Source organism: Paraburkholderia adhaesiva (genome assembly GCF_021390575.1).
Lineage (GTDB): Bacteria > Pseudomonadota > Gammaproteobacteria > Burkholderiales > Burkholderiaceae > Paraburkholderia > Paraburkholderia adhaesiva.
On the sequence record NZ_JAJEJQ010000003.1, the window covers coordinates 561,030 to 585,385 of the forward strand.

Below are 24,356 nucleotides of genomic sequence, written 5' to 3' on the forward strand. Positions count from 1 at the left end.
CGTGTTCGCGGCCTTGACCGGCCTCTTTGTGTCCTTTCGACAAGTGACATCCTCTCTATGCTGTTTCGAACTTGAAGGTGGGCTGCGTCTTCGAACGCCGAGCGTGCAGCCAACCCGATACCGAGGCTACTCTCTTCCGCGGTAAATGCTGCGAATGCCGGGAATAGCAACGCGTGCTGGTTCGGCGCGCCATAGCGGCCCGTTGCACCGGACGCGCATTTACGTCGAGCGGACAGTTTACAGGTAATGGATGCGGATCATTGCGCTGCAACACTGGCGCTTGATGAGTGCCATCGAAGCCATCGCCGCAGAGCGATTGCAGGCCGGCTGGCGAGCTGCAATCCACCGGCTTTGCCGTAATTTCAACACTTATTGAAATATGGAAATTATCAATGTATGCTGGCGGACATGGACTCGAACCTCGTCGTGCGCGCCCTCGGTGCGCTTGCTCACGAATCCCGGCTGGCCATCTTTCGCGCCCTCGTCGTCGCAGGCTACGAAGGCATGGCGGCCGGCGAGATCGCGCAGCAGTTGGGCCTGGCCCCATCAAGCCTCTCGTTTCACCTCAAGGACCTCTCTCATGCCGGGCTGGTGCAGTCGCGGCAGGAGGGACGCTTCGTCATCTACACGGCGAACTTCGACGCGATGACGAATCTGGTCGGTTTTCTCACGGAGAACTGTTGCGCGGGCGCGACCTGCTCCGCGAACGGTCTCCCCAACGTCTGCATAGGCAAGCCATGAAACGCATGCACATCCACGTGTCGGTCGAAAACCTCGACGACAGCATCCGCTTTTACCGCGCCATGTTCGGCAACGCAGAGCCGACCGTGCTGAAAGACGATTACTGCAAGTGGGAACTCACGGATCCCGCAGTCAACTTCGCCATCTCGAAGCGCGGCGCGAAAACCGGCGTCGATCACATCGGTATTCAGGTCGAAACCGATGCGGAACTGGCCGAAATGAACGCACGCTTCGCCGCCGCTCAATTGCCTGTCGCGCAGCAGATCGGGACAACGTGCTGCTATGCGAAGTCGGACAAGGCGTGGACTGTGGATCCTCAGGGTGTCGCCTGGGAAACCTTCCGCACGCTCGAAGCGGCGCCGGTCTACGGCACATCGCACGAAGCGGTTGCCGCAACGGCCGCGTGCTGTTCGCCGGTTGAATCGATCGTCGCGCTGCGGAGCCGTTCATGAGCGACAAGGTTTATTCGGTCCTGATTCTCTGCACGGGCAATAGCTCACGCAGCGTCATGGCAGAAGCGTTGTTCAACATCCTCGGCAAGGGCCGGTTCCGCGCATATAGCGCGGGGAGTCATCCGACCGGAAAGGTCAATCCGTTTGCGGCGGAACGCTGCGCCGCCTTCGGTTACGACACGTCGACACTGCGCAGCAAGAGCTGGGACGAGTTTGCGACGCCCGATGCGCCGCAAATGGATTTCGTTATCACTGTCTGCGATCAGGCGGCCGGTGAAACCTGCCCGTTCTGGCCCGGCACACCGCTGACTGCACATTGGGGCTTCGAGGACCCGGCCGCATTCGAGGGATCGGATGAAGCGAAGCGCCTTGTCTTCGACAAGGTATTCCGCCAGATCATGAATCGCGTGACGCAGTTCGTGAATCTGCCGCTGCACATGCTCGACCATGCGGCGATTCACCGGGAAATGCGCGCTATCGGTGAGCGTCCGCCAGAGGTGGCAGATGACCAGCACTGATACGGTTGTCTCCGGCAGCCGGCCTGCCATGGGTTTCTTCGAGCGTTACCTGACTGTCTGGGTCGCGCTATGTATCGTCGCCGGTATCCTGCTCGGGGAGGTGCTGCCGCAGGCATTTCAGGCCATCGGCCGGATCGAAGTCGCGCATGTGAATCTGCCGGTCGGCGTGCTGATCTGGGTGATGATCATCCCGATGCTGGTGAAGATCGACTTCGCCGCGATGGGGCAAGTCGGTCGCCAGTGGCGAGGGATTGGCGTAACGCTGTTCGTGAACTGGCTCGTCAAGCCGTTTTCGATGGCGTTGCTCGCCTGGATTTTCATCCGGCAGGTGTTTGCGCCATGGTTGCCTGCTGAACAACTCGATAGCTACGTCGCCGGACTGATCCTGCTCGCCGCGGCGCCGTGTACCGCGATGGTGTTCGTGTGGTCGCAATTGTGCAAAGGCGATCCGTATTTCACGCTGTCGCAAGTGGCATTGAACGATGCGGTCATGGTCGTTGCGTTCGCGCCGCTGGTCGCGCTGCTGCTTGGGTTGTCGTCGATTGCCGTGCCGTGGAATACGCTGCTCATCTCGGTCGGGCTTTACATCGTGATTCCAGTCGCGCTCGCGCAATGGCTTCGACGCCGTCTGCTCGCAAAGGGCGAGGCCCATTTCCAGCGAACGGTCGCGCGCTTTGGTCCGTGGTCGATCAGCGCGCTCCTGGCAACGCTCGTGCTGCTTTTTGCGTTCCAGGGAGAGGCCATCGTGAGCGAACCGTTCGTGATCGTCATGCTGGCCGTGCCGATCCTGATTCAGGTGCTGCTCAATTCGGGTCTCGCGTATCTGTTGAATCGCAGGCTCGGCGTCGCGCATTGCGTGGCCGGTCCTTCGAGTCTGATCGGTGCAAGTAATTTCTTCGAGTTGGCCGTTGCGACCGCTATCAGCCTGTTCGGTTTCCATTCGGGCGCCGCGCTGGCGACTGTCGTCGGCGTGTTGATAGAGGTGCCGGCGATGCTGTTCGTCGTCGGCCTCGTTAATCGCTCGCAACGCTGGTACGAGAGCCGGCATCGTATTTCGGGAGCTTGATGCCGTCCACGATGGAAGATCGCGGCCTCGCCGCTACATGGGCGCTGGCCGTGGCCCAACTCGTTTCGTGGGGCGCGGTCTATTACGCGTTCTCGCTCTTCGTCGTGCCGATGGAGCACACGGCCGGATGGAGCCGTACCGCGACAAATATGGCGCTCTCGGTCGGACTGCTCGTTTCCGGGCTGGCTGCGTATCCGGTCGGCACCAGGATCGACCACGGCTACGGCCGCGCCGTGATGGCCGGAGGCTCCGCGCTCGCGTCCGCCATGCTCGTCCTCTGGTCACAGGCGGACAACATTGCGACGCTATTCATCGTATGGGCGGGCCTCGGCGTGGCGATGGCCGCGACGCTCTATGACCCGCTCTTTGCGGTGATCACGAGGCGCTACCCGGATAGCTTCCGCACCAGGATCACACTGATTACGCTGGTCGGCGGATTTGCGAGTACGGTATTCATTCCGCTCACGCAAGGGTTGATCGACTCGCTCGGATGGCGTCATGCGCTTCTCGTGCTGGCGGCGATCAATCTCTGCATCTGCCTGCCTGTGCACATATTGGCGATTGGGAAAGGCAGCGCGCGGTCATCTGCTGCGGCGGACAGCGCGTCGATCAAAGCGGTCAACGCCGAGTCCACACGGCGCGCGCTCCGCACCCCGGTATTCTGGGCGCTTGCCGTCTGCTTCACCGCGTACTACGCGACGTTCGTAGCGTTGACGTTTCACCTTGTCCCGCTGATGACCGAACGCCACGTCACGCAGCCCGTCATTCTGGCGACGATGGCGGTCATCGGCCCGGCACAGGTTCTGGCTCGCCTTGTGTGGTTCACGGTCGCGCGCAACGTTTCGCCGAAGATCGTCGGCATGGTGATCACGACCGCGTTTCCGGTGTCGGTGGTGATCCTGCTGGTCGCCGGAACCTCGCCGATATTGCTGATCCTGTTCGCCGTCATCTACGGCGGCGCGAACGGCATGATGACGATCCTGCGCGGAACGATCGTGCAGGACGTAATGTGGATCGAGGGTTACGGCGCAATCAACGGACTGCTTTCGACACCGTCCAACATTGCCAAAGGCATTGCGCCGATTTCTGCAGCGACGATGTGGGCAGTCTGGCAAAGCTATCTGCCCGTGGAGTGGGTAGTGCTGCTCGTTTCGCTTGTCGCTACGGCGGCGTTCGGGATCGCGATGATGTACGCCAATCGCCGGAATCAGCGGACGCGGGTTGCGGTCGACCAGGCGTTGAAGCCTTCGTCGGTTCGCACGGAGTATCGGCTGGAACAGGAGTAGTGCGGACGTGGTTGCACGATGAGTTGTGGGCCGCATCGCCACGCCCCAGAGGTCAGTGTGTACGCGATATCTTTTCGGGGCAGTCGAGTGATTTGCCTCGAACCGCATTGACCACCCGCGCCCCTCACACCACCTTCATCACCGAATGGGCGAGCCGCAGGAGATCGTCGAACTGCGTAACCAGCTCGAAACATACAAGAAATGCGAGCATCGATGCCGGTCCGGGAAGGCGCATCGACCAGCGCAGAATGGGCGCGGCGGTTCGGTTTCTGACCGCGTCGCGCGTCATGAGATACGTAATCGCCACGCCGATCGCGGCGCCAGCAAGCAAATCAGTTGGGTAATGAAAGCCGAGATAAGCGCGCGGCAAGCAGATGAATAGCGCGGTGTACAGAAGCGCAAGCGCACCGATGCCGCGCCATACGAGGAAGATTCCCATCGCGATCGCGATCCACAGCATCGCGTGATCGCTCGGAAAGGAACTCCAGTTGCTCAGCGCGGCTTCGCGCAGCGAATCCGTGGCGAAATGTAAATGCAGGTCTGGATTGAAGATCGGCCGTTCCCGAAACGGCAGAAAATGCGCAAGCAGGCGACCGGCAGCGAGTGCGATCAGGCCGCTTGCTACCGTCGCAATTACCATTTCGCGCTGCCAGTCGCGGCGCTCGCTTGGCGCGAACCAGATCCACCACAACAGCGGGATTAGCAGAAAGCCCTTGAACGTATAAAGCCCCGCAATTGTCCTGATTGCGTGGTTGAGCAGGGGCGGAAGATGGATTTGGGCAAGAAATCCCAGAATGACGGTATCAAAGCTGGTCATTTATTGTGAGCGCGCCTGCTGATTCAATTCATGTGAATGGCGGCGGGAAACGGAAATCCCGGCCGCCCTGGTGCCCGGTGAGCAGGCCGCCTGGCATCGTAGATTTCAAGTCGATCCACGTGGGTAAGGAATCGCAAGCGAGTGTAAATCGCACTGGCTTCTAATCTGCCCAGGGCGGAACGTCGGGAAAGCTTCGTTTCGGCCAATGCCGGCGTGACTGTTACCGATGGTCACAATTCGTCTCGTTTCCGAACGGAACCAGACCCCATGACGTGGGAGGCCAGCATGGCTTTTTTGCGTATTCCATGCAGGAACGCAACTAACAGTCTGTGGCTCTCGCAGTCCGCATTCGCCGTTTCACGGCGGCAAAACCCGTATTGCAGGAGATTGCGACACTTTTAAACCCTTCACATAGCACGAATCGATCCCAGCGATAAGCCATGGTTTTGGTGACGTATGCTGTTTTGCGACTCACAGGGAACGGCTGTTAGGTGGCCCATTCATCGCGTAACGCAACGCCCGCAAGATAGCGGCGATGCGATTGGTTCAAGCGACAATCGACAACGCTTACTTGAACATTCAAACTACGTTGCGCTTTCAATCAATCGGGAGTGACGAAGGGCGCAGGCGAGCGCGATGCGACCGCCTGCAAACTCGCGTAACGCTGTTGCATTCGGGCGGGCAGGGCTTCGGGGAACACCTCATCGAGGTTTCAATGGGCGCTTTCGGGTCGAATGCCTGAGTAAACGCAGGTCGTCTTTATGGTTGCCAAGGATCGCGCCGGATCTTGTCGCGTTAGGTTGTCGCCTCTTTTTCGCGTCACGAAACTGTCACGACAGTTACGCAACTATATGCCCCCGATTGACGTCTGCAACGCGACCGCTCGCAGGCAGTATTGTGCGGTGCCGTGCTCCGTTCGATCCTTTTCCACCTCTTTGGACATGCGATGAAATACCGCGAACCTCCCGCTTCACCGCCGGTGAATGACGAAGCCGATGTAGCAGAGACGCCTCAGCGCCCTGGCCGCCGCCACTTTCTAGGTGGAGTTGCAGCGGTCGCAATGGGAGCAGGGCTGCCAGCCTGCGCGCTGCCGTCATCGCGCGAATCTGCTGTGACGGGTGCCGCTGCGGGACCGCAGTTCGATCGCGCACTGCGATCCAAGGTCAAGACCGTTGTGGTGATCTACGCGGAAAATCGCAGCTTCAACAATCTGTTCGGCGATTTTCCTGGAGTTGAGCGCCCGCTCTCCAGCGTGAAGCCGGAAGCGTATCGGCAGCGTGATCGCGACGGATCGACCGTCCTGCCACAGCTTCCCCCCGTGCCGGGCGGTTGGCTGTTGAAAGACCAGACCGTGGATGGCGTCACGTACAAGGCCGGCGTTCAATTCCAGACCAATTTGCCGAACGCGCCATTTGCGCTTAAAGGCCCGAATGGCGAGAAGCTGCCGTTGTCGCTCGTTACCCATGATCTTTGGCACGTGTTCTACCAGAACCAGATGCAGATCAACGGCGGCAAGAACGATATGTTCGTCGCGTGGGCCGACTCGGCGGGTTTCACAATGGGGCACTACGCGAACGCCAGCTACGATCTTCGGATGTGGGATCTCGCCAGCGAATTCGTGCTGTGCGATAACTTCTTCCAGGGGGCGTTTGGCGGCTCGTTCCTGAACCACCACTATCTGATTGCGGCGACACCGCCCGTGTACGCCAATCCGGCGCAGAGCATTGCGAAGCTCCAGATTGCCGAGACCGTTAGTGGACGCCCGGACGACCCTAATCTGAAACCGCTCGCCGCCACGCCGAAAAGCGCGATGGACGGCGTTCCAAAGTTCGGTCCCAGCGCATTGACGCCGCCCGAAAAGCGTTCGGACGGCAGTACCGCAAGCTATGCCGTGAATACGATGATGCCGCCGTACGCGCCCACGCCGTATAAGGTCGGCGCAAATGACGTGGTCGACCTCACGCAGGAAAGCAATGCGATGGTTCTGCCGCCGCAAACGCACGAGCACATCGGCGACAAGCTGAACAAGCGCGGCGTCGAGTGGGCGTGGTACGCGGGTGCGTTCCAGCAGACGCTGGACATGCGCGGCAAGAATACGAACGACGGCACGCCGCTGATCCCGAACTTCCAGTATCACCACCAGCCGTTCAACTATTACGCAAATCTGGGGCCGGGCACGGCGGAACGTGCGAAACGTCTGCGCGATGGCGGCCTCGGCGACGATGAGAGTACCAACCGTTTCCTCGCCGATGCGAGGGCGGGCCGCCTCCCCGCCGTGACGTTCTATAAGCCGCAGGGCAACCTGAACATGCATGCGGGCTACGCGGATGTCGCGTCGGGCGACCGCCACATCATGCATGCGGTGAAGGTGCTTCGTGCAAGCCCGCAATGGGAAAACATGGTCGTGATCGTCACGGTCGACGAGAACGGCGGATGGTGGGATCACGTCGCTCCGCCCAAGGGCGACCGCTGGGGACCGGGCACGCGTGTGCCGGCGCTGGTGATCTCGCCGTTCGCGAAGAAGGGGTACGTCGATCACACGGTGTACGACACGGCGTCGATCCTGCGCCTGGTTACGCGCGTGTACGACCTCGAAACGCTCGATGGTGTACGTGAACGCGACGCAGCGATGCAGGCGCGCGGGCAGCAGGTCATGGGTGACTTGACCAACGCGCTGGATCTTTCGTCGTGATGTAACACGACGCAGCCGGAAACGGCTGCGAATGGGCTTTGTCAGGTTTCAGGGCGAATCGCGAAACGGGGCGGACAGGCTGCGTTTTCCGACCCGCCAAAGCCCTGAAAAGGTTGTTGAATCTGGCGCTTACGGCTGAAGTGACTTCAGCCGTGCCCCATTGTGGCCTCGTCGCGTGGATAATGCGTAGGTATCCTGATCATAACTAGTCGCGATGATTTGGGGAGATCTCGGTGTAAGGCAGCCTGCGCCATTCAAGCCTGCTCAAACTCAATCGCCTCTACACACCCGGGAACCGGGCATCAACATGACGGACAGTTGTGTCGTTCCGTGCTTTCATCCATGCAATATGCCCTGACTTGCACATTACGCGCTGTCGAGTATCTGTTCAAATATTCGACATAACGGCTTAATTTCTATACGAACGGATGATCGTGTCGATTTAAATCTGCGCGGAATAACGGAAGCTGTGGACTCGATAACCGCGAGTTTAACGTTTGCCGGTTAGCGAAGTGTAAGATCAATTGGCGAATTAGCTGCTCGGTCGGGCGCTCAAAATCGCACTACACCAACGTGTGCGCGAAACATGCGCCTGAACAAGCGCCTTTTTGCCGCGTCATTTCACTGTTTATGTGAAATGCATTCAAGTTCTCGCCACGCTTGCCGATAACCCGTTGAAGCGGGATTGTTTCTGTGCAAATTACTGGTGCGACATTCCGATGCAACGCACTACGTTCCATGGATAAATTAGCAACGAAATAACCAAGTGGACTATTAAGGTACTAAGCCGATGCATGATTTATAAGGCACTATCCGGCCACCTTGAAGATAACCATGTGCGTGTTGCACATGAATAGAGGTTGTGTACCTCACCTGACTCCACGAGGCTCGTCGTGTATCGCAGAACCATCGGAGCATCGCTTTTACTGTTGCTAAGTGTCGCCTCGACTTGCGCGGTAGCGCAGTCCGCGACCAAGCCTTCCCCGATGGACGAGCGTATGCGCGCTTGCACGTCGTGCCATGGCGTACAGGGGCAGGGGCGCAACAACGACTACTTCCCGCGCATCGCGGGCAAGCCTGCCGACTATCTGTTCAACCAGTTGTCGGCGTTTCGCGACGGCGGCCGGACCTATCCGCCGATGGGTTACCTGCTGGCGTTCCTGCCTGACGAAGATCTGCACAGAATCGCCGCGTACTTCGCTGGCTTCCAGCCTCCGTATCCGAATCCCGATTCCGCTCCGGTGCCGCCCGCTGTGCTCGACTATGGCAAGCAACTGGTGTTGAACGGCGACCCGTCGCGCAAGCTGCCTGCATGTGCCGAATGTCACGGTGCCCACCTGACCGGTGCAGAGCCTGGCATTCCCGGTCTGCTCGGCCTGCATGCGAGCTATATCGCAGGGCAGATGGGCACATGGCGCTCGGGCACACGGCACGCACTCGCGCACGACTGCATGCACGAGATCGCCGTCAAGCTGAACGATCGCGATATCTACGCGGTTTCGAGCTGGCTCTCGCGCCAGCCGCGACCTGACGATCCCCGGCCGGCGCCGCACGGCGATGCCAAACTGCCTCTCGCATGCGGGAGTCAACCGCAATGAAGAATCGAATCTCCCATCTCGCGCGCGCTGTGGCCGGCGTGACGACCGTCGCCGGTGCTGCTGCGTCGATGCTGTTTTTCGGCATGACGAGCGCGCACGCAACGCAGGCAGTAACCGCCACGACCGATACGCGACCCGCGATCGTTGTTCGCGGCGAATACCTCGCGCGTGCGGGCGACTGTGTTGCTTGCCATACGGCGCCTCGCGGCAAGTTGTTCGCTGGTGGCCTCCCGATGGAGACGCCGTTCGGCACGCTCTATTCGCCCAATATCACGCCCGATGCGAAGTACGGTATCGGCAGCTGGGACAAGGACGCATTCTTCAAGATGATGCGCACGGGCAAGTCGCCCGACGGCAAGCTGATTTACCCGGCCATGCCGATTGCGCAGTACACGAAGGTCACGCGTGAGGACTCGGACGCGATCTTTGCGTACCTGCAATCGATTCCGGCGGTGCAGCAACAGAATCATCCGCACGAATTGAAGTTCCCGTTCAATCAGCGCGAGCTGCTGCTCGGCTGGCGCACGCTTTACTTCCGCGAAGGGGCCTACCAGCCGGATCCGGCCAGGTCGGTCGAGTGGAATCGCGGTGCGTATCTTGTGGAAGGCCTCGGTCACTGCACGATGTGCCACACGCAGATCAACGCGCTCGGCGGCTCCTCGCGTCACGACCAGTTCGCGGGCGGTCTGATTCCGGTGCAGATGTGGTACGCACCATCGCTCACTTCCGACAAGGACGGTGGCCTCGGCGACTGGAGTACCAAAGACATCGTCGATCTGCTGCAGGCAGGTCTCTCGGATCGCGGCGCGGTGTACGGCCCGATGGCGGAAGTGACGTATCACAGCCTCCAGTATCTGAACGACGAAGACGTCAAGGCGATGGCCGTCTACCTCAAGGCGCTGCCTGACAACAAGGGCCGCAAGTCCGGTCCCTCGGCGTCGACCGGCACGAAGGTGTTCGCACGCGGCAAATCGGTGTATGCGGACAAATGCGCGATCTGCCACGGCGACGAAGGCAAGGGCAACGTGCCGAGGTATCCGCCGCTCGCCGACAACCAGTCGATCGAAATGGATTCCGCGGTCAACCCGATCCGGATCGTGCTCAATGGCGGTTTCCCGCCGGGTACGCAGCGCAATCTCCAGCCTTACGGCATGCCGCCGTTCGCGCAGGAGCTGAGCGACAGCGACGCGGCTGCAGTCGTGACCTACATTCGCACGGCGTGGGGCAACCATGGCCAGCCGGTTACGGCGAAAGAGGTCAACGAGTTGCGCAAGGCGCCATTGCGCTAGGCGAGCACCGCTTCGAAGCACCGTACCAGAGCATCGTTTCGTATCACCACCTCCTCAATGAGAGCCCCATGATGGAGACCAACGACAACCGCGAGGGCACAGCGACGAACGCCGAAGTCGAGCGTATCGTCGCGGCCGGACCGAGTGGCGCGATCGCGCTGGCCACTGTGACCACCGTGATCGTGTTCGCGATCTGGTTCGCCTTCTATTTCCTCATATTCCTGCCGCGCGGCACTATCAGCTGATTATGTCGACCGAAACCCCGCACCAACCCAATCACGACGCTCACGCGGTTGCGATGCGCGTCGAGCGACGCTGGGCGATATTCGCCGGCGGCCTGATCCTGCTGCTCGTGTGCATGATGATCTACATCGGTGTGCACACGGCGATGATGCCGCCCTCGCGCGTGGAAACGATCGACCCGACGAAGTTGCAGATGTCGGGCGAATTCGTTGAAACGAACCTTGGCAGCGCCGTCGAAAAAGACGGCTCCGTCACGGTGCGCTTCATCGCCCAGCAATATTCGTTCACGCCGCAATGCCTGCTGGTGCCGGCCGATACGCCGTTGACGCTGCGCACCACGAGCGCCGATGTCGTGCACGGACTCGAGGTCATGGAGACGAATATCAACACCATGATCGAGCCGGGCTACGTCTCGACACTCAACACCGTCTTCCCGAAGCCCGGTGAACACCTGATGCCGTGCCACGAATACTGCGGCTATGGTCATCAAACCATGTGGGCTCACGTGAAAGTTATCGACAAGGCCACGTTCTTCGAGGCCGCCCGCAACAACCGGAGGCTCAGCTGTGTTTCACGCTAAGCGGCTCGTTCTCGCGCATTTCTGGCTCGCCTTTGTCACGTTTTTTGTCGCACTTCTGCTCGGCGCGTGGCAGATGCTTGTGCGCAGCCCACTGATGTCGTGGGTCGGCAATCCAGAGCTCTACTACCGTTCTGTGACGGGGCACGGCACCATCATGGGTTATGCGCTGCCGACGCTCGTCGCGATGGGCTTCGGCTACGCCATCTGTGAGCTTGCGCTCAAGCAGCGTCTCATCGGACTCAAATGGGCATGGGCGGCCTTCGTCATGCTGGCGGTCGGCGCTGTGATGGCGCTGGTGCCCGTAGCGATGGGCCGCGCCTCGGTGCTCTTCACGTTCTATCCGCCGATGATCGGCAGCGTGTTCTACTACCTCGGCGTGGTGCTGGTGGTGGTCGGCTCGTGGATCTGGGTTGCGCTGATGCACGTGAACCTGCGTGCGTGGAAGCGCGCCAATCCGGGCAAGCCGATCCCGCTCGCCATGTTCGCGAATGTGGCCGGCGCCTACCTGTGGGCCTGGACTGCCATCGGCGCGGCGCTCGAGATCCTGTTCCAGATCCTGCCGGTGGCGTTCGGACTGAAATCGACCATCGATGCGGGTCTCGCTCGGGTCCTGTTCTCCTGGACGCTGCACGCCATTGTTTACTTCTGGCTCATTCCGGCCTACATCGCCTACTACACGATCGTGCCGCGCGCGATCGGCGGCAGGCTGTACAGCGACTCGATGGCCCGCATCGCGTTCATCATGTTCCTGGTGTTCGCGATGCCGATCGGCATTCACCACCTGTTTGCCGATCCGCAGGTCGGTGCCGGATTCAAGTTCGTGCACGCGGTGTTCACTGCGATGGTCTCGGTACCGACGCTGCTCACAGTGTTCACGATTTGCGCCTCGGTTGAGATTGCGGGTCGCCTGCGCGGCGGCAAGGGCCTGTTCGGCTGGATCACCGCGCTGCCGTGGAGCAATCCGATGATGCTCGTCGTCGCGCTCTCGTTCGTCATGCTCGGCTTCGGCGGCGCGGGTGGGCTCATCAACATGAGCTACCAGCTCAACTCGACGATTCACAACACGCAGTGGGTCACCGGTCACTTCCATCTGATCTTCGCCGGCGCGATCGTGATCATGTACTTCGCGATTGCCTACGAGCTCTGGCCGCAACTCACGGGCCGCACGCTTGGCTCGCAAAAGCTGATCCGCACGCAACTGTGGCTGTGGTTCATCGGCATGATCGTGCTGACGTTCCCCTGGCACTATGTTGGTCTGCTGGGTGCGCCGCGTCGTATGGCGTATTACGACTACACGGATCCCGCGATTGCACCGCAAGCGATCTGGGTGGCGATTTCCGCTATCGGCGGCATTGTGCTGGTCGTCTCCGGTGCGCTGTTTGTCTACATCCTTGCGAAGGCCCAGTTCGGTTCCGCGAGTCGTACGGAACAGGCGCCCGCACCGTTCGAGTTCGCCACCTGTGCGTATCCGGTCGAGCGCGTGCCCGTAGCGCTTAACAGCTTCGGCCTGTGGGTCGCCTTGATGATCGGCCTTACCGTCGTCAACTACTCGGTGCCTATCGCACAGTTGTTGATTCTGCCGCAGACTTCGGTTCCGGCGGTTCCGATCGGAGCACAGCGATGAAAGAAGAACGCCTGTTCAGCCTTCGCAATCCGTGGTTTGTCGTGAGCGCCGGCGGGACGGCTCTGGTTGCCGTCCTCTCGATTCTCGTCGGTTTCGTCTGGCTGCCCTCCGTGCATAGTGACTTCACGGCGAACGGCCTGTGGGGCGCAATTTGCAGTGCGGCGGGTGCGCCGTCGTCGTGGTACAAGGGCGGCGACAACGTCGCTGACGCGCCGCCGAGCAATGTCGTCGTGCTGCCGCCGTTGGGCATCGCGCGCGTCGACGTCGTATCGAGTGGACGCGGTGCCACGCTCGCCACGCAGCGTTGCTCGATGTGCCACGGCGTGCAAAGCCCAGCCGGGGTCACCGCGCCGTTCCTTGCCGGTCAGTATGCGGACGTGATCTACAAGGAACTGCGTGATTTCCAGAATGGGGCGCGGCAGAACGCGATCATGCAGCCGATCATCGCGAGCCTCAGCGACCAGGATATGCACGACGTCGCCCAGTACTATTCGAGCCAGCCACGCGTCGTCCAGGCGACGGCCGCGGACGGGCATGACGATAGCGTTGCTCGTGTGCTCACGATGCAGGGTGCGCCGATACGCAATATCGCTCCTTGCGCCGCGTGTCATGGCGTGCTCGACCGCAAGGGCGCTGCGCCCTGGCTTGGCGGGCAGGCAGCGCCGTATCTCGCTGCTCAGCTGCGATTGTTCGCTGCCGGTGACCGACACAACGACATTGACGAGCAGATGCGCAACGTCGCGCGGCAACTGCGTCCCGAAGAGATAGACAGCCTCGCGAAGTACTACGCAGCGCAGCCTTAAGCGTATTTAAGCGTGCTTTTGTCGCCGGCCAGATCCGCGTCGTGTTTAGACAGGGTCTGGCCGGCGAAATCATTTGGGCGTTAGCTTCATCAGGGTGACCGTTCGTATAGAAACCGACGGTCCACTGCACATCTAAATCACGAGCGTTATTTCACTGCGCGCGCTCAGCCCAGCGAAGCTTCAAGCACGCGCCGATAGTTGCCTTCGAACGTTTTCCCGGCCTCCTGCCGCGTGAAGCGCATTACCCAGAAGCGGCAACTGTTCATAGCTACGGAATGCCGGCACAGAGATGATGCCGGGTATCTCCGTGCCGAGGCGAATGTGCTCGACACCCAAAACACCCAGCATTTTTCTGAAATCGCGTGCCATCTCGTTGCGTGCGTGAAACGAGCCTGAACTCGGCTACACAGCGCTCACGCCACGGGTATCTGCAACGGCGCTTGCATGACCGGCTGTGATCACACGGCTGCGCGAACCGGGATGTCCCCTCAGAGCCGAATGCGAGAGCATTTGCGGTTTCATCGTTTCGGACACTGCTCGCGTCACGAGTTCGCAGGTTCCGCGTGCGATGTCCACGACGATTCCGCGTGAATCGGATCGGCCCGCGACATCGGCGCCGAATTCAACCAGCCCGAAATAAACCCCGCACCGTAATCTTCAGCGACTTGCTGCAAACAGGCTCCGCAAGCCCGTCTGGTGAGGCATCCACCGTGCAGGAATAAGCTACTTCCGGTTAATTGGTTGGGCGCGAGCGTGTCGCCTGCTGTAATTGCCATCAGCCTTTTCCTCCGATGCAACTGCACGACATCCACTATTCGAGTAAGCGATCATGAGTCTCGACATCTTCTGGTTTCTGCCAACTTCAGGCGACACGCGATACCTCGGAAAATCCGACTCCGGCCGTGCGCCGACCAACGCGTACATGCGCCAGATTGCGGTGGCCGCCGAGGAGCTTGGCTACGATGGTCTGCTGATTCCTACCGGAAGCAGTTGCCTCGATCCATGGGTGACAGCTGCAAGCCTTGCTCCGGTGACGCGGCGGATCAAGCTTCTGGTCGCGTTGCGCACGTCGCTCGGCAATGTGACCGCCACCGCACGGCAAGCGGCCACGCTCGACGAAGCGCTTGGCGGCCGCTTGCTGCTGAATGTCGTCCCGGGCGGTGATGCAGCCGAGCTCGCTGCAGATGGAATTTTTCTTTCGCATGACGAACGTTATGCCCATGCGGACGAATTCCTCACTGTGTGGCGAAAACTGTTCGAGGGTGAGCCGGTGGATTTCGATGGCCAGCATATCCGCGTCGAAAAAGCCCGGAACTTCCTCGCGCCGGTGCAGAAGCCACATCCGCCGCTTTACTTCGGTGGCTCGTCACCAGCAGCGCACGAAATCGCCGCCGCGCACATCGATACGTATCTTACGTGGGGCGAGCCGCCTGCCGCCGTCGCGGCGAAAGTCGCGGACGTTCGCGAACGTGCTGCGCGCCACGGCCGCAAAGTGCGGTTCGGCGTGCGGTTGCATGTCATCGTCCGTGAGACGAATGAGGAGGCGTGGGCAGCAGCCGATGCGTTGATCAGCAAGCTCACGGACGAGGACATTGCGCGAGCACAGCAGAATTTCGCAAGCATGGACTCAGTCGGCCAGCGTCGTATGGCGGAACTTCACGGCGGCCGGCGTGACCAGCTCGAAATCAGCCCGAATCTGTGGGCTGGTGTCGGTCTCGTGCGCGGCGGGGCGGGTACGGCGCTCGTCGGCGATCCTGAAACAGTCGCGGCGCGGCTGCGCGAATACGCCGACCTCGGTGCGGAGCGCTTTGTGCTATCCGGCTACCCACACCTCGAGGAAGCATGGCGTTTCGCCGAACTGGTATTTCCGCTTTTGCCGGGCAAAAAGGCAGTGACGACAGCCGATAACGTGCAAACGGGCGGTGCGTTCGACGTGCGGGCTGCCGCGTCGTCCTGATCGATCGTTACACTGAGCAGCCCCCCGGCTGAATGTCGCGGGGGCCACTGCGTTTCGGTATATGGCGCGGTACAGCTCGGCGAGCAATGCGCAGATCCAAAAAATGTCGTGCAGCCTCCGCGCGTGGGGGCGTTTCGTTCCTCACATCCGATGACATTCCCCGACGCCACGTTCGCGGAATTTCAACCCGTCTCTAACGTCCTTATCGCAGCACGCCGGTCAACTCTGCGCACTGTCCGCTGCTCTCGTCAGGCTCGTCCGCGAGCTCGTTCCCGTTCGGCGAAAATCACAACGCCCATCGAGATGAGATCCAGGCCGAGAAACAACGCTAGTAGTGGTAACGGCATGTTCGGGAATTTTGCGGCGGTAAATATGGCGAGCAAAAACGACAGACCGGCACCTACGAGGCCGATCGCGTTTATCTTCATCTCGAGCCCGGCCGAAGCGATGATCTTGAAGACGCCGTCCAGAACGAAGAAGACGATGAGTATCACGGTAAGACCGCGCGCGCGGACTCCACTATTCACCAGAATCAGGATGCCGATGACAATCGGGACAAGGACTGCCGGAATCTTCCGGGCGATCGTTTTCCAGCCTTGAGCGGCGACTAGATTCAAAGCATGCAGGAAGCCACAGATCAAAAGTATCCACGCGATAAAAGGCGTACCGATCGACGAGGTGGAAACCAGTAGTAAAAGGATGCAGGCAACGCCTGCTATTACTAGAAGCGTCGAGCTGACCAGGGAGAAAATCGCGCGATTTTTCATATTATTTTTCTATATCCGAAGTCGACTATGACGGTATCCGGACGGCTGCGAGATCACAACTACACCGACCAGGGCGCGAAAGCTGATTTGCGGATGGATCGACGTACCCTTTGATCGTACCGATCGGCAATGCCCGGAGCGTTTGTTCGCTGATCGCTCACTTCAACGACTACGTTCAGCAGATCACAGCCGCTTACCGCGGGACCATGGGAATTGCATTCAGCGTTGACGTTCGGGTTGAGTGGCCGATCGATCGGAAAGAGGACGTAGGCGAACCGGTAGATCAACCCGGTCGCCGTCGACAATCTGGCCAGAGCTAGTTACGATAGACCGGCCGAATGCAGGTTAACGCCTGCCCACAACGTCGCTTCTTGTCGTGCCGTGTCACTGGGTACCGGAGACGATCTTCGCGATCTTCCAGTTGCTTTTCGTCACGAGCACGTAGTCGCCATTTACTGCAAGCCATTGTTGGCCATGGGCCGGCGCGTCCAGATTATGGGACTTCCAGTCGTTCATGATGAAGTTGTAGTGACGATATTTTGAAGGGACTCGCTCGCCTTCGTGCCAGTCGTTGTGCGGCATGGAAGGCATGACCTGCTGACGACCTGTCCCTTGGCTTTGATCGCCGCCGGAGTTGCCCTGCGCAAAAACTGGTGACGAGATTCCGACCACGAGCGCAGCGATGGCAGAAACGGCGAGTTGCTTTTTCATGACCTGATCTCCTGAGGCGGGAAGGTGAATGACGTAGTTCTTGACCTGTGGTTTCGTGGACGCAGGAACATCGTGGAAACCGTGTTAACCGACCGCGTGAGCATGCCCTTAAACGTGGCAGGAGTGGCTCCAAATACAGTGAATCCAGAAATGTGAACTGTCTCTCAATAGTAGTAGAGGGAATTCTGACTTCAAGGAGTTTACGTTACGCCATTCCCGTGAATATTTCGCGTAATTGGTGTCGATGCTCCTGCGCGAAACTTGTTTGGAAACGCTGTGCATTCCATGTTGACGCAATTCGCATCGCCGACCGGCTCGGTCGGTGTATTCGCGATTCGTAGAGACCAAACTGGCCACTCGTTGAACGAGGGATGTTGCTGGTCCACTGACTTACGTCTATAGAGCTTGAAAATAGAGCCAGATTGCGATGCTAAAACGGATTAGGCCGATAGATGATGAGACGAATGCGGCGTCGCATATTCAAAGCCATGATCAGGTACCCGGTAGAAGAGTTCGTGTGACCAATCGATGGCACGATTAAAGCGTGTCTGCGAAGGCGGAGATCGTTAGCAAACAGGTTGCTTTACGCCGATGAGGCCGACGTGAGCGATGCCCGCAGTGACGGACTTTCCCAATGCCTCAGCGACACTCGGCGCAGCGTTTTCACGGACCGTGTCTTTCATTAGCTCATTCATCGTGGCACGAAGCAGGTCGCGTCGTCACCACGGTGGTGACAAAAACCAAGGTCATTCAGGCCATCGTGCTTAACGTTATCGTCGTGTTCGATACTGCCTGCTTCGAAAATTGAAGCCGCAACGGAAGAAGACAGCTTGATCGGACAGGTATCCGCGTCGATGTTCGCGACCACTGCTGGCTCGGCAGCGGCCAACGCAGAGTGCGAATTCAACCAGTCGATGTAACACACGGCACCCCCGAGTACATCATCGCCGCCCGCTCCCTAACGCCAGCGCGGCGGTGGTCGCCAGCCGGGATGTGGTGCGTGCCGTGGGCCTGCAAATCGCGGCGGGTGATGCCAGGGAGAAAATCCGTGCCGGGTGTACACAACAGGCGGTGGCCAGAACGGTTGGGGACGCACGAAGACAACCGGTGGTGGCGGCGCGTAGAACACCCCTGGAACACCAATGCCCAGGTGAACATTCACACGGGCTTGTGCCGTGTGCACTGCACACAGCACCACGAGAGCAGGGAGGAAGGCTGACCTCAACGCGCGCTGATTCATCGTCGTGCCTCCGCTTCAGGAGTCAGTGTCCGGTGCGTCGCGGGTTCACTGCTGCACACCGCGCCTGGTCATTTCGTGTGGCCCTCGGCAGGTCGGAAAGCGGTGTCCGCGATTTTCTTCTGCGAATCGGGCATGTCGGCGTAAAGTGAGGTGAATGCGTCGAGCATCGCCTTGCTGCCCTCTGCATTCGCCTGGGCGATCGCGTTCCACGATTGCAGGTTTTCGACCGCCGTTGCCTTCAATGCGCCGTCATGTCGTTGCATGAGCAGGTCATCGACGGTTTTCGCGTTGCTGCGCATGGTGTCGGCCACTTTCGCCCACTTTGCTTCCTCGTCCGGCGTAATCTTGAGTTCCGAGTGCAATTCCTTCACGCGGTCGTCGACGGTTTCTTCGTGCCGTGATGAAGGAGCTGAACTGCTTGTCTGTGCCCAGGACGTAGAAGCGCAGAGCAGGGTTAGCGCCAGCAAGACAGGTTTCATGTCAGTTCTCGCGATGAGCGGTCACCGGCGGTTGCCAGGAAGACTGGATGAACCTTTTTGATCATAGCAGCGAGAGAAAACAATTCAATTTCGGCACCCTTATACAACGTGTAATAGGGCAATATCGATCGAAACACTACGCGTCTCCAACGCGGACAACGCGATGAATTCGTCTCGTGACCAACCATTTTCAGTAGAAGGATGCTACGCGTCGATCCGACTGGTGTCGCGAAAGGAACCCGTTACCGATTATTTCAGTCAGTCCGGAAGCAGTGACGAAAGCTCGGGCGCATAGCGCTGGAATTCAAAATGAAAACACGCGTTTTCCGATGGATGAAGCGGTTCGCGATCGTCGTTCTTCTGGTAATCGCGAGCATAGGCGGGGTGCGGATTCACGACGCTCAGCGCAAGCCGTCTTTGGGCCCGTGGCATACCTATGTCCCGGCGGAAATGCATGCGAGGGCGCTGGATCAGGCGACGTGGGACGATTACATCGCGCATGAAAACCGCCTGTTCGATGCGGTCATAAAAAACGTCTCCAATAAACTGGCGCCGGACGATCGCGTTGCCGCCAATCGCTATTTCACGGGCAGCCCTGTTTTTCCAGGTCATCTAAAGACCGACTGGAATCGCTCATACACACTCGCCCCAGAGGGAACGCCGCGCGGTGTTGCGGTGATGATCCACGGATTGACCGATTCGCCGTACAGCTTGCGACACATCGCAGCGCGCTATCAGCACGACGGTTTCTTCGTGGTGTCGATTCGTTTGCCGGGTCACGGGACCGTCCCGGCAAGTCTGACCGACGTGACCTCACAGGACTGGGAGGCAGCCACGCGTCTCGCCGTACGAGAGGCGCGCCGCCGCGTGCCGGCACCTGCGCCGTTGCATATCGTGGGCTATTCGAATGGCGGCGCACTGGCGCTTGAATATTCGCTTGAAGCATTGCGGGATCCGCACCTGGCGCGTGCTGACCGCCTCATTCTGATTTCTCCGATGATCGGCATTACTCAATTCGCGCGCTTTGTGGGCCTCGCAGCGTTACCCGCGATCCTGCCGGCTTTCGAAAAGGCCGCGTGGCTCGATGTCATTCCGGAATTCAATCCGTTCAAGTACAACTCGTTTCCTGTGAATGGCGCGCGCCAGTCGTGGCGGGTGACGCAGGACGTTCAGCGGGAAATAGGCCAGGCGAACCGGCGCGGGCAGCTCGCGTCGCTGCCGCCCGTGCTGACCTTTCAGTCGGTGATCGATTTCACCGTGATCACGAGCGCGATAATCGATTCGCTATACGCACAACTGCCGGATAATGGCAGCGAGCTCGTTCTCTTCGACATCAATCGCACGACACAATTGAGCCCGCTCTTGCGTGCGTCGATACGCGATGCGCTGCGGCGTCTCACTCCCGCGCCACCGCTGCACTACCGTTTTACGGTTCTTACCAACGCGCCGTCTGCGTCATCGCTTGTGGTTGAGGAGTCGATGGCTCCGAACTCGACGGCCACGACAATTAAACCCACAGGTCTCGATTATCCGGCGGACATCTATTCGCTATCACACGTGGCACTTCCGTTTCCGGAAACGGATCCGCTGTACGGGCGAACGCCGGATCCGAACGACGATGTGGGCGTTCAGCTCGGCGCGCAATCGATTCGCGGGGAGACTGGAGGTCTCGTTGTGGGTGCGGGGATGTTTACGCGCTTGTCATGGAACCCGTTTTATCCGTATGTCGCGGTGCGTATCGATCAGTTGGCAGGCGTGACGCGTTGATGGACGGTTCGGACCGCTGCGCCGGAGTCTTATGGCGTACCGTGAACTAGCTCGCCGCAAAGCAGCCGGTACCCTTTGTCCTCAGTCCTTCGCCCTCGCGCATGACAAAAAGCGCGTCGAGTTGCTTGTCGCGGGCAAACTGCATGCCCCTGTCTTCCCCAAGGACCATGAGCGCTGTTGCGTACGCATCGGCGTCCATGCACGTGCGAGCTAGAACCGTCACCGAAGCTACGCCGCCGTGCAGCGGTGCGCCTGTGCACGGGTCCATCGTATGGTGGATACGCGTTCCCTCATGCTCCTGCCAGTGCCGGTAATCACCCGAGGTCGCGATTGCGACGTCGGTGAGTTCCAGCACGGCCATCGCTTCCCGGTGCGAACTGTTGGGTCGTTCAATGGCGACCGCCCACATTGCATTCAACGGCTTCATGCCCTTCGCCCGCATCTCGCCATCGATTCCGACAAGCCAGTTGCCAATGCCGTGACGATCCATCACCCGACCGAGTTCGTCGACCGCGAAACCCTTCGCGATGCCGCAGAGATCGAGCGTCACGCTGGCGAGCTTGCGGGCACGGCGCCCGTTTGCGTCCACTTCGAGCCATTCGTCCGCGGGGCGAAGCGGGCGTGGCGCCACTCGATTTGCGCATGCCGTCCGATCGGGAGTCCCAGGACCAAACCCCCACGCATCGACCGCATCGCCAACACCGACGTTAAAGGCGTTGCCCGTCTCGTGGCCAATTTCGATCCCGCGGATCAGCACGCGCGCGAGGTTTCCTGATATCGGCAGCCAATGGCCGGGGGCAGCCTGATTCAGGCGCGTAAGATCCGATGCGTCTTTCCAGTTCGACATTTCATCGTCTACGCTTTTCACGGCCCGGTCGAGGTCGGTGTGCAGCGAAGCAAGGTCCAGGTTCGCAGGCGCGAAACACTGTGCGCTGTAGCGTGTCGCCATCGTGGCGCCGCTGAATACGTGCCGCTCCAGGTCGCACGCGCCTGATGAGTCAATAGACGTCTTCAACGTAGTTTCCTCGCAGTTTCATCTCGCTTACGGTGACGCCGGAGCCTGCCAGAATGCGCTCCCACGCATTCGCGACCCCTTTGGCCATGTCACGACCGCCGCACACCATTACATGTGCGCCTTTTGCCACGAGTTCCCTCAATTTCGCCGAATCGGCAAGAAGCCGTTCCTGCACGTAGGTCTTTTCGGAAGGGCTCGACAACGCCGTCGTCAACGCGGTCAGTCGATCAGCGGCCACGAGGTGTTGCAATTCCTCGTCGTAAAGGAACGTGCCGCCGCTGCTTCGCGCGCCGAAATACAGATGCATTGGGCGACACGCCTCGTTCTGCCGGATGAACCCCACCAGTGGTCCGATGCCTGTGCCCGCGCCAATCAGAATGAGCGGGGTCGCGCCGGTGCTCGGTTTGAAGTGCTCGTTTCTGCGAACGAAGACCGCAACCCGGTCGCCCGGCTCAAGGCTGGTCAGATACCCCGAGCACACGCCGTGCGGATGCTTGCGTACGCAGAACTCGAGAAGCCCATCCTTCGAGGCGCTGGCCAGCGAATAGAACCTCGGAACCGTGTGCCCCGGCGGAACGACGCCAACCAGATCGCCTGGCTCAAAGGAGGGCAGGTGCTGGCCGAACACCTTCTGCCATGGCGACCGCAGCTTCGGATCTGGCGCGAGACGCAACACGCAGGCGTGCCGATCAGTGCCGATTCCGTAATCCTCGCGTTCGATGACCTCGAGAGAAATGGTGCGCGGAAGCGTTGGGCGGTATTGCGCGTCAAGCGTTACGCCGAGAACGGTGCTCAGTTGTTCCATCCACTGCGTGAAGGCACTCTCCGACTGACGGTCGAGCATTCCCAATTCCAGCAGCGGTTGCAGGCCCTTTGCCCGTAGAGCCTCATGCACCTTTTGTGCGTAGCCGCAGAAACTCGAAAATTGCCGGTCGCCAAAGCCGAGGACGGCGAATCGCGTGGCAGTGTCGAGGCGCGTATGGGTGATGGCGCGGGTGAACTGCGTTGCATTCGATGGTGCATCGCCGTCGCCGTATGTCGACGTCAGCACAATTAGGCGCTCGGCTCGACGATAGCCTGAACGTACTTCGTTCATCGAAGCGATGTTGACGAGTAAACCGGCACGGGTCAGCGCCTGATGAACGGCTGCAGCGAACGCCCACGTCGCGTTGTTTTCGCTGCCGACAAGAATGATCGTGTCGGCTTCACGCGGACTCGCGTTGCCGGCGATTTTGGGCATTGCACCGCGACGCTTTGCCCACAACGCGATGCCCGTGACTGCGAGTGCCGGCACGCTGGCACTTGCCAGTCCGAGGATTAGCGCCAGCCACCAGAGCCCCCGGCCGGTGTGCAGCATGCGCACGGTCCCCTGGAAGCGCTGCCATGCGTCGTTATCCTGCCAGGCAAGCCATGCTCCGGACGATGGATCGATGTAGCCGGTGCCTTGTGTCGTGATGACGGCATACGTGTCTCCCGGACTGTCCGGCGTGGGCAACGTCAGTTCGCGCAACGTACTCACGTCCAGCGACTGAAGCGCGGCGACTTGTCCAACAGGAAGCGGCGCATGCGTGGCCACGGTGCTGGGGTAGGGGAGTTCGGCCGTGACCCGTTCGGGAATCCACCCGAAGGTCGTCAAAGACATCAACAGACCCGTCCCAGCCGAGAGCGCGAGTGCGAGGAGCGCCACGCGCGCAATTTCGTTATGCACGCGTTGCAGGCCGGTGCCTCGAATGCGATCGAACAGATGTTTCCATCCGCCCATGCGCCGGGCGAGCAAAGCGACACCTGAAACGCACAGGAGCAGCATCAAACCCGCGGCGACACCTGTGGCCACGCGCCCCGCATCGCCGAGCAGCAGTTTGCGATGCAGGTTGGCGACCCATCGCATGACCGGCGACGGCGTGTCCGGGCCGATGCTCGCGCCGGTAGCCGGGTCGATCCGCAGGGCAGCATTGCCGTCGGGCGACGAAATATGGGCAATGATCTCGCCCGAGGCTCTGCGCACGATCTTGTCCAGCCCGGGGTTGTGGGTTTGTACGCGAGCAGCGAGCGTTGCGGCATCCAGCGGCCCGGTCACGCGGACGGCACCGGCCTGGTCGAGCGCCGGCTTGACCGATAACACGGCGCCGGAAAGCGCCACCACCATCAGCAAGAGCGCGGCGAATATCCCGGGTAGCGAGTGAAGCTTGCGCAGCATGGCATCTCTCACAGCGTATAGCGAAATGACTTCACGAAGCCACGTCCCTTGACTGGCTTCGCCGCTCCGGACGTCGTCAGAGGAACGACGACTTCGGACGGGTTCTCGCTCATCTTCTCCGCCGCCGTGTCGATATGCACTTCGTAGCCCGCATCGATCAGCGTATCGGCGATGTCCACCGTGATCCGCAGGGTTTTGCCGGAGCCGACGCTAGCGCCAGAGATGCCATCGACTTTGGCGCCGCCGCCCGTCATCCGGTACCAGTCGCGCAAGTGTTTGTAGTACTTGGCCTTTTCACCCGCCATCCATAGCGTGCCTTGGTAACGACCTGCGCGATCCGTCACATACGTGACCACATACGCACCGTCGCCGCCGTAATTGCTCAATTGTGTTTCGAATGTGACCTGGCGCGCCGATGCCATCGAAGGCACGGCGAGCGCGGCAGCCAGCGCGGCAGCCGGGATGGCGTATTTCACTGTCATGATCAGCCTCGTGAGTTGTGGCGATGTGTGTG

23 protein-coding genes are annotated in these 24,356 nt (G+C 60.2%); 14 read left to right on the top strand and 9 right to left on the bottom strand.

Annotation, left to right across the window (positions count from 1 at the left end):
• Positions 1-408: 408 nt before the first annotated feature.
• The 5 genes from L0U80_RS26580 to L0U80_RS26600 are packed head-to-tail and all read left to right on the top strand — an operon-like array spanning position 409 to position 4,063.
• Entirely contained in the window at positions 409-741 is a 333-nt protein-coding gene (locus L0U80_RS26580; RefSeq protein ID WP_233873871.1) for an ArsR/SmtB family transcription factor, read from the top strand.
• The gene (locus tag L0U80_RS26585) at positions 738-1,193 is read left to right on the top strand and encodes an ArsI/CadI family heavy metal resistance metalloenzyme (protein ID WP_233873055.1); all 456 of its coding nucleotides are present in this window, start codon (positions 738-740) and stop codon (positions 1,191-1,193) included. The genes L0U80_RS26580 and L0U80_RS26585 overlap by 4 nt, the downstream gene beginning before the upstream one ends.
• Entirely contained in the window at positions 1,190-1,711 is a 522-nt protein-coding gene (locus L0U80_RS26590) for an arsenate reductase ArsC (protein WP_233873058.1), read from the top strand. Before L0U80_RS26585 ends, L0U80_RS26590 begins: the two co-directional genes overlap by 4 nt.
• On the top strand, positions 1,698-2,777 hold the full coding sequence (arsB, locus tag L0U80_RS26595) for an ACR3 family arsenite efflux transporter (protein WP_233873061.1): 1,080 nt from the start codon (positions 1,698-1,700) through the stop codon (positions 2,775-2,777). The genes L0U80_RS26590 and arsB overlap by 14 nt, the downstream gene beginning before the upstream one ends.
• Positions 2,777-4,063 (top strand): MFS transporter, encoded by a 1,287-nt coding sequence (locus L0U80_RS26600; RefSeq protein WP_233873064.1) that lies wholly within the window; start codon positions 2,777-2,779, stop codon positions 4,061-4,063. The genes arsB and L0U80_RS26600 overlap by 1 nt, the downstream gene beginning before the upstream one ends.
• A gap of 124 nt (positions 4,064-4,187) precedes the next feature.
• Here the strand turns inward: L0U80_RS26600 and L0U80_RS26605 are convergent, their stop codons facing one another.
• Positions 4,188-4,880: a phosphatase PAP2 family protein gene (locus L0U80_RS26605; RefSeq protein ID WP_233873067.1), complete on the bottom strand. Its 693-nt coding sequence runs from the start codon at positions 4,878-4,880 to the stop codon at positions 4,188-4,190.
• Positions 4,881-5,826: 946 nt separating this feature from the next.
• Between L0U80_RS26605 and acpA the strand changes: the two genes are divergently transcribed.
• The 7 genes from acpA to L0U80_RS26640 all read left to right on the top strand — a co-directional run bounded on the left by acpA (position 5,827) and on the right by L0U80_RS26640 (position 13,709).
• Positions 5,827-7,572: an acid phosphatase gene (gene acpA / locus L0U80_RS26610; protein WP_373322299.1), complete on the top strand. Its 1,746-nt coding sequence runs from the start codon at positions 5,827-5,829 to the stop codon at positions 7,570-7,572.
• Between the two features lie 893 nt (positions 7,573-8,465).
• Positions 8,466-9,170 (top strand): c-type cytochrome, encoded by a 705-nt coding sequence (locus L0U80_RS26615; protein WP_233873070.1) that lies wholly within the window; start codon positions 8,466-8,468, stop codon positions 9,168-9,170.
• A complete protein-coding gene (locus tag L0U80_RS26620; RefSeq protein ID WP_233873073.1) occupies positions 9,167-10,459 on the top strand; it encodes a c-type cytochrome in 1,293 nt (430 codons plus the stop codon). Before L0U80_RS26615 ends, L0U80_RS26620 begins: the two co-directional genes overlap by 4 nt.
• Positions 10,460-10,527: 68 nt before the next feature.
• Positions 10,528-10,704 carry a hypothetical protein gene (locus tag L0U80_RS26625; RefSeq protein WP_233873920.1) on the top strand — a complete coding sequence of 59 codons (177 nt, stop codon included), beginning with the start codon at positions 10,528-10,530 and terminating at the stop codon, positions 10,702-10,704.
• A gap of 2 nt (positions 10,705-10,706) precedes the next feature.
• Positions 10,707-11,282 (top strand): cupredoxin domain-containing protein, encoded by a 576-nt coding sequence (locus L0U80_RS26630; RefSeq protein ID WP_233873076.1) that lies wholly within the window; start codon positions 10,707-10,709, stop codon positions 11,280-11,282.
• Complete coding sequence (locus tag L0U80_RS26635) at positions 11,269-12,906, top strand: b(o/a)3-type cytochrome-c oxidase subunit 1 (RefSeq protein ID WP_233873079.1); 1,638 nt, start codon at positions 11,269-11,271, stop codon at positions 12,904-12,906. Before L0U80_RS26630 ends, L0U80_RS26635 begins: the two co-directional genes overlap by 14 nt.
• The gene (locus L0U80_RS26640; RefSeq protein ID WP_233873082.1) at positions 12,903-13,709 is read left to right on the top strand and encodes a c-type cytochrome; all 807 of its coding nucleotides are present in this window, start codon (positions 12,903-12,905) and stop codon (positions 13,707-13,709) included. The genes L0U80_RS26635 and L0U80_RS26640 overlap by 4 nt, the downstream gene beginning before the upstream one ends.
• A gap of 180 nt (positions 13,710-13,889) precedes the next feature.
• Here the strand turns inward: L0U80_RS26640 and L0U80_RS26645 are convergent, their stop codons facing one another.
• Entirely contained in the window at positions 13,890-14,078 is a 189-nt protein-coding gene (locus L0U80_RS26645) for a hypothetical protein (protein WP_233873085.1), read from the bottom strand.
• Positions 14,079-14,538: 460 nt separating this feature from the next.
• On the opposite strand from L0U80_RS26645, the gene ssuD reads away from it, so the two are divergent.
• Positions 14,539-15,666 carry an FMNH2-dependent alkanesulfonate monooxygenase gene (gene ssuD, locus L0U80_RS26650; protein WP_233873088.1) on the top strand — a complete coding sequence of 376 codons (1,128 nt, stop codon included), beginning with the start codon at positions 14,539-14,541 and terminating at the stop codon, positions 15,664-15,666.
• Positions 15,667-15,914: 248 nt separating this feature from the next.
• Here the strand turns inward: ssuD and L0U80_RS26655 are convergent, their stop codons facing one another.
• From L0U80_RS26655 to L0U80_RS26670, 4 genes are all read right to left on the bottom strand, one after another.
• A complete protein-coding gene (locus tag L0U80_RS26655) occupies positions 15,915-16,433 on the bottom strand; it encodes a hypothetical protein (protein ID WP_233873090.1) in 519 nt (172 codons plus the stop codon).
• A gap of 384 nt (positions 16,434-16,817) precedes the next feature.
• On the bottom strand, positions 16,818-17,144 hold the full coding sequence (locus L0U80_RS26660) for an RcnB family protein (RefSeq protein ID WP_233873093.1): 327 nt from the start codon (positions 17,142-17,144) through the stop codon (positions 16,818-16,820).
• Positions 17,145-18,452: 1,308 nt separating this feature from the next.
• Positions 18,453-18,863, bottom strand: a complete 411-nt coding sequence (locus tag L0U80_RS26665; protein WP_233873096.1) for a Spy/CpxP family protein refolding chaperone — start codon at positions 18,861-18,863, stop codon at positions 18,453-18,455.
• A gap of 258 nt (positions 18,864-19,121) precedes the next feature.
• Positions 19,122-19,475 (bottom strand): hypothetical protein, encoded by a 354-nt coding sequence (locus L0U80_RS26670; protein ID WP_233873099.1) that lies wholly within the window; start codon positions 19,473-19,475, stop codon positions 19,122-19,124.
• On the opposite strand from L0U80_RS26670, the gene L0U80_RS26675 reads away from it, so the two are divergent.
• Positions 19,410-20,630 carry an alpha/beta hydrolase gene (locus L0U80_RS26675; protein WP_267954989.1) on the top strand — a complete coding sequence of 407 codons (1,221 nt, stop codon included), beginning with the start codon at positions 19,410-19,412 and terminating at the stop codon, positions 20,628-20,630. The two genes, L0U80_RS26670 and L0U80_RS26675, sit on opposite strands and share 66 nt — an antisense overlap.
• Before the next feature lie 46 nt (positions 20,631-20,676).
• Here L0U80_RS26675 and L0U80_RS26680 read toward each other — a convergent pair whose 3' ends face one another.
• From L0U80_RS26680 to L0U80_RS26690, 3 genes are read right to left on the bottom strand one after another with little or no spacing between them, the layout of a single operon-like run.
• The gene (locus L0U80_RS26680; protein WP_373322300.1) at positions 20,677-21,645 is read right to left on the bottom strand and encodes an FAD:protein FMN transferase; all 969 of its coding nucleotides are present in this window, start codon (positions 21,643-21,645) and stop codon (positions 20,677-20,679) included.
• The gene (locus L0U80_RS26685) at positions 21,629-23,842 is read right to left on the bottom strand and encodes a PepSY domain-containing protein (RefSeq protein ID WP_233873107.1); all 2,214 of its coding nucleotides are present in this window, start codon (positions 23,840-23,842) and stop codon (positions 21,629-21,631) included. Before L0U80_RS26685 ends, L0U80_RS26680 begins: the two co-directional genes overlap by 17 nt.
• An 8-nt stretch (positions 23,843-23,850) precedes the next feature.
• Positions 23,851-24,318 carry a DUF2271 domain-containing protein gene (locus tag L0U80_RS26690; RefSeq protein ID WP_233873880.1) on the bottom strand — a complete coding sequence of 156 codons (468 nt, stop codon included), beginning with the start codon at positions 24,316-24,318 and terminating at the stop codon, positions 23,851-23,853.
• Positions 24,319-24,356 lie beyond the last annotated feature (38 nt).